The organism is Lysobacter sp. GQ73 (assembly GCF_059758755.1).
Genome location: NZ_JCAXEE010000019.1, coordinates 1 through 1790 on the forward strand (window position 1 = coordinate 1; position 1790 = coordinate 1790).

Here is a 1790-nt window from a genome sequence, read left to right on the forward strand (position 1 = left end):
TGCCGGCGCCGGGCGACGAGGCGGTGATCCGCCGCGAGTTCGAAGCGCCGCAGGGCGACACCGAAACCGCGCTCGCCGCGATCTGGTGCGAGCTGCTGGGCCTGCAGCGGGTCGGCCGCCACGACCGGTTCTTCGAGCTGGGCGGCCATTCCTTGCTGGCCTTGCAGGCGGTGTCGCGAATTCGCCAGGCCGTCGGCGTCGATATCGCCCTGCGCGATCTGTTTGCACGTCCGACTCTGGCGGCGCTGGCCGCTCATGCCGATGCGCTGGAGGCGCCGCGGGTGGCCTCGTTCGAGCCGATCCGGCCGGTGGCGCGCGATGCGGCCTTGCCGCTGTCGTGGCCGCAGCAGCGCCTGTGGTTCCTCAATCAGCTCGACAGCGCCGCCGGCGCCGCCTATCACATGTGCGCGGCCCTGCACGTGCGCGGCAAGCTCGACCGCGGCGCCCTGCAGGCGGCGCTGGACCGGGTCGTCGCCCGCCACGAAAGCCTGCGCACGGTGTTCGTCGAGCAGCAGGGCGAGCCGCGCCAGTCGATCGGCCCGGCCGATACCGGCTTCCAACTGGTCGACCACGACCTGCGCCATCTCGACCCCGGCTCGCGCGCCCTGGCCGCGGCCGAGCACGGCGCGGCCGAAGCGGCGGTGCCGTTCGATCTCGCCCGCGGCCCGCTGGTCCGCGGCCGTCTGCTGCTGCTGTCCTCGGACGAACACATCCTGCTGTTCACCCAGCACCACATCATTTCCGACGGTTGGTCGATCGGCCTGCTGGTCAAGGAAGTCAGCGCGCTGTACGCAGCGTTGCGCCAGGGCCAGCCCGATCCGCTGCCGCCGCTGTCGATCCAGTACGCCGACTACGCCGCCTGGCAGCGCGAACAGTTGCAAGGCGAGCGGCTGCGCGAACTCGGCGAGTTCTGGCGCGCGCAGCTGAGCGGCGCGCCGGTGTTGCTGGAGCTGCCGAGCGATCGGCCGCGGCCGCCGCTGCAGAGCTATGCCGGCGACAGCGTGCCGCTGCGGGTGCCGGCCGCGCTCGCGACCGGGCTGCGCACCTGGGCGCAGGGGCAGGGCGCTACCTTGTTCATGGCCTTGCTGACTGCCTGGTCGATCCTGCTGTCGCGGTTGAGCGGGCAGGACGAGGTGGTGGTCGGTACGCCGGTGGCGAACCGTCAGCATCCGCAGACCGAGCCGCTGATCGGCTTCTTCGTCAACGCCCTGGCCTTGCGCGTGAGCCTGCGCGAGGACCCGAGCGCGGCGCAGCTGCTGGCGCGGGTGCGCGCGGTCGCGCTCGACGCCTACGAGCACCAGGACCTGCCGTTCGAGCAGGTCGTCGATGCCTTGCAGCCGGCGCGCACGCTCAGCCACAGTCCGCTGTTCCAGGCGATGCTGTCGCTGGACAACACGCCCGGCGGCGCCACCCTGAACCTGCCGGGCCTGAGCCTGAGCCCACTGGCCACGGCGCAGAGCACCACCCGCTTCGACCTGTCGCTGGCGCTGCGCGAGTCCGGCGACGAGATCGTCGGCGAACTGGAATACGCCAGCGACCTGTTCGAGCGCGAAACCATCGAGCGCTACGCCGGCTACTTCGTGCGCCTGCTGGAAGCGATGGTAGCCGATCCCCAGTGCCCGGTCGGCCGGCTGCCTTGGCTGCCGGCGGCCGAGCGCGAACTGGTGCTGGAGACCTTCAACGACACCGCCTTCGATTACCCGCGCGAGCGCTTGCTGCATCAGCCGTTCGAGGCGCAGGTGCGCTCGACCCCGGACGCGACCGCGCTGGTCTGCGGCGACGAGCGGCTA

The 1790-nt window shown here is 71.7% G+C and carries 1 protein-coding gene; it reads left to right on the plus strand.

Going from position 1 to position 1790, the window contains the following annotated elements; translation table 11 throughout:
- Positions 1-1790: condensation domain-containing protein (locus AC6CH2_RS22470; protein WP_498271154.1), on the plus strand; the 1790-nt coding region annotated here is incomplete at both ends.